General features: G+C 54.7%; 4 protein-coding genes. All 4 read left to right on the top strand.

Annotated features, from left to right (window positions below; all coding sequences use genetic code 11):
- Positions 1 to 131, top strand: a 131-nt coding sequence (locus Q0721_RS12265) for a sugar transferase (RefSeq protein WP_366519221.1), incomplete at its 5' end; no start/stop codon positions are given.
- Between the two features lie 581 nt (positions 132 to 712).
- The gene (locus tag Q0721_RS12260) at positions 713 to 2,029 is read left to right on the top strand and encodes a flippase (RefSeq protein WP_299030473.1); all 1,317 of its coding nucleotides are present in this window, start codon (positions 713 to 715) and stop codon (positions 2,027 to 2,029) included.
- A gap of 12 nt (positions 2,030 to 2,041) precedes the next feature.
- Positions 2,042 to 3,166 carry a UDP-galactopyranose mutase gene (gene glf, locus Q0721_RS12255; RefSeq protein WP_299030470.1) on the top strand — a complete coding sequence of 375 codons (1,125 nt, stop codon included), beginning with the start codon at positions 2,042 to 2,044 and terminating at the stop codon, positions 3,164 to 3,166.
- A 112-nt stretch (positions 3,167 to 3,278) separates the two neighbouring features.
- Positions 3,279 to 3,424, top strand: a 146-nt coding sequence (locus tag Q0721_RS12400) for a glycosyltransferase (RefSeq protein ID WP_366519220.1), incomplete at its 3' end; no start/stop codon positions are given.

Genomic DNA, 3,424 nt, shown 5'->3' with positions numbered 1-3,424 from the left:
GGTCCGATGCCGACCTGGCGCGCCAGGAAGAGCTGGACACGTACTACATCCGCAACTGGTCTCTGTGGCTGGACCTCTGGATCCTGCTCCGTACGCCGGCAGTGGTTTTGAGCGGGAAGGGGGCGTACTGATACGGTGGCTCTCGTGCCCGCCGCACGCGACGCCCTGTCGCCCCGGCGGGGTGGGAGCGCGTGCTCTGGGAGCCCCATTACGAGTTCCTGAGGTCCGTCGTCACGGATGGCCTTGAGCTCGATGATCGCAGCCTTAAAAGGACGAACCGGGGTTGACGCTCCGCGCCTCGTCCGCTCTGGGGCAGGACGAGGCGGTCTGGCCATCGTGGATCAAGTCTTTTCAATGGGGCAATTTCCTGGTGAATGGCTCCTTCCAGTCTTTTAGTTCTTAGCTGCCTTTCACACGAGGCGCTGACCGAGCCGAGACGGTTTTTGGTGCGGGGAAGCATCCCCAGCAGTTTCGCAAGTACCTGCTAATAGTTCATCATGGCCATTGAGGGACGTCGATTTTTGGAGTGGACGGTTTCGTTATCGGGGGTCCGAAAACATCACGAATCTGGGAGTTTCCCCCGAACGCCTGGCTCCGCTCGCTAGACCTACTGAAAGCTGTGAAGGAGACAGAGCTTAAAGAGCTTAAACAGATGGCTTTCTTGTAAAACGGGTCGTGTCTCGCGATTTTCTTTGTTCTACCGGAGGTTGCGTTGGCCATACTCAAAAGTAATCTGCTTACGGAAACACTTGTCGATGCCTATCGCACGGTGCGGGAGGGACTGCGCGGCGGGCTGGCGAGCAATGCAGCTTGGCTATACGCCGTTCACTTCGCCAACTACCTGGTGCCACTGGTCATGGTTCCGTATGTAGCTCGTGTCTTGGGGCCGAGGGCGTGGGGGCTGGTGGCATTCACCCAAGCATTCGGGCAGTACTTCATTCTGATTGTGGAGTATGGGTTTAATCTTTCCGCCACTAGAGAAATCGCGAGGTGCCGAGGTTCTCTGGAACGCCGCGCTGACTTGCTTGCCGGTGTCCTGGGGGCCAAGGTGGTGCTTGCCTTCTTGGGGCTTGTGGTGGCATTCGTTGTCTCGCATTGGGTTCCAATCTTTCGCATCCACCCCGAGATGCTTTGGTCTGGGGTGTTTTGGGCTCTTGCCACGGCCTTCAACCTCACGTGGTACTTTCAGGGATTAGAGCGAATGCGGTTGGCGGCAACCGTGGATATTACCTCCAAAACGGTGGCATTGATAGGAGTCTTGGTAGTGGTGAGGGGGCCGACGGATGGGTGGAAGGTACTTGGCTTGATGGGGTTAGCTTCGCTCTTTTCCACTTTGGCCGGAGTGACGCTGGCGTATAGGGAGATACCGGTGCGTCTGCCGAATCGGGTGCGGGTTTCGGAAGCGCTCCGGCTCGGATGGTCAATGTTCCTGTTCCGTGGCGCAGTGAGTTTGTATACTGTGGGCAACGCGTTTCTCCTTGGTCTTTTCGCACCACCTCAGATTGTGGGTTATTACGCAGGTGCCGAGAAGCTCAGCAAGGCCCTCCTGGGGGTTTTGGGACCTATCATGCAAACGCTTTATCCGCGCACGAGCTACCTTGTCCGGCACTCCCCAACGGAAGCGGCTGGGTTGGTGCGAGCCGGGTTGTGGGTTATGGGGCTGGGAGGGTGTTCTCTGGGGCTTATGCTGTTGGTGCTCGCTCCTTTTGCCGTACGCATCTTTCTTGGAGAAGGGTATGATCCTGCGGTTCCCGTGGTGCGGATCCTGTCGCTTTTAGTACCCCTTATAGCGCTCAGCAATGTCTTGGGCATTCAATGGATGGTCCCTTTGGGGTTTGATCGCTCCTTCAATAGCATTATCTTGGGTGCAGGACTGATTAATCTGACCCTGGCTTTGCTTCTCGCCCCGCATTTCCTTCATGTGGGTATGGCCGTGGCGGTGGTGATCTCCGAGACTTTCGTTACTTCGGCAATATGGTGGGTTTTGCATAGGCGCAATATGAGCCCCTTTGCGCTCGAAAAAAAATAAGCCGGGCGAAAAGTGAAAGTAGCTTATCTAGTAATAGGTGCAGGTTTCACCGGCGCCGTCTTAGCGGAGCGCATTGCCAGGGAGCTGGACAAGCGAGTCTTGGTGGTCGATCGCCGGCGTCACATTGGCGGGAATGCGTATGACTACTACGATGAACATGGGGTTTTGGTGCACAAGTACGGACCCCATATCTTCCATACCAATAGCAAGAAGGTCTGGGAATACCTTTCCCTGTTCACCGAGTGGCGGCCTTACTACCATCGGGTGCATGCGGTAATAGAGGGAAAAGAGGTCCCGGTGCCCTTTAACCTCGATTCCGTGCGACTTCTTTTCCCTCCGCGCTTGGCTGAGCGGCTGCAGGAGAAGCTGATCCAGGCCTTCGGCTACGGAGCTCGGGTACCCGTCCTACGTCTACGAGAAGTAGAGGACCCCGATCTCCGTTTCTTGGCAGACTACGTCTACAAGTACGTGTTTGAAGGCTATACGCAGAAGCAGTGGGGTTTTCGGCCAGAAGAGCTGGATCCTAGCGTAACGGCGAGGGTTCCGGTTGTAGTCGGCCGAGACGATCGATATTTCCAAGACACTTATCAGGCTATGCCGAAGCATGGTTACACGAAGCTTTTCGAGAAAATGCTCAGTCACCCCAATATCAAGCTGCTCCTCGGGACAGATTGGAAGGAGGTTGAGGACGTAGTCAAGTGCGACCGCCTGATTTTTACGGGACCCATTGATGAGTTCTTCGATTATATGTACGGTCGTCTACCGTATCGGAGCTTGCACTTTAGATTTCTCCATTACACAGTGCGTCAGTACCAATCGGTGGGTCAAATAAATTATCCAAACGAACATCCCTTCACCAGGATCACAGAGTTTAAGCACCTGACCGGGCAAGTGCATCTTGGAACAACTGTGGTGGTGGAGTACCCTGCGGACTACGCGCCTGACCAGAATGATCCTTATTACCCCGTCCCGCGCCGGGAGAATCAGGAGAGATATGTCCTTTACGCAAGGGAGGCGGCCAAGTTAAGAACAGTAATTTTCGCAGGTAGGCTTGCGGATTACCGTTACTACAATATGGACCAAGCGGTAGCGAGGGCGCTGAAACTGTTTGCGGAAGTAATTGCACGTGATGCGTGAAATGTTTAGTGCTTCATGGACGGGAAATTACTCTAGTGCGAGCGCTGTGTTTTAACGTTGGTCTTTGGGCTCGGAGGGCGCTAGCGAACTCCGGATTTTGTGACAAAGGGCAATGGAGCACAAGCTGGAAAAACTAAAACCGATGCCTCTTGGACGGCTTGCAGATGAGCCGTTAGTTTCCGTTCTTATGCCGAACTACAACTACGGAAGATACATTGGAGAGGCGATTGAAAGTGTCCTTCGGCAGACCTATCAGCA

It is taken from the genome of uncultured Thermanaerothrix sp., assembly GCF_938028735.1.
In the GTDB taxonomy this organism is placed as follows: domain Bacteria; phylum Chloroflexota; class Anaerolineae; order Anaerolineales; family Anaerolineaceae; genus Thermanaerothrix.
This window is presented reverse-complemented; position numbering and strand designations above follow the sequence as displayed.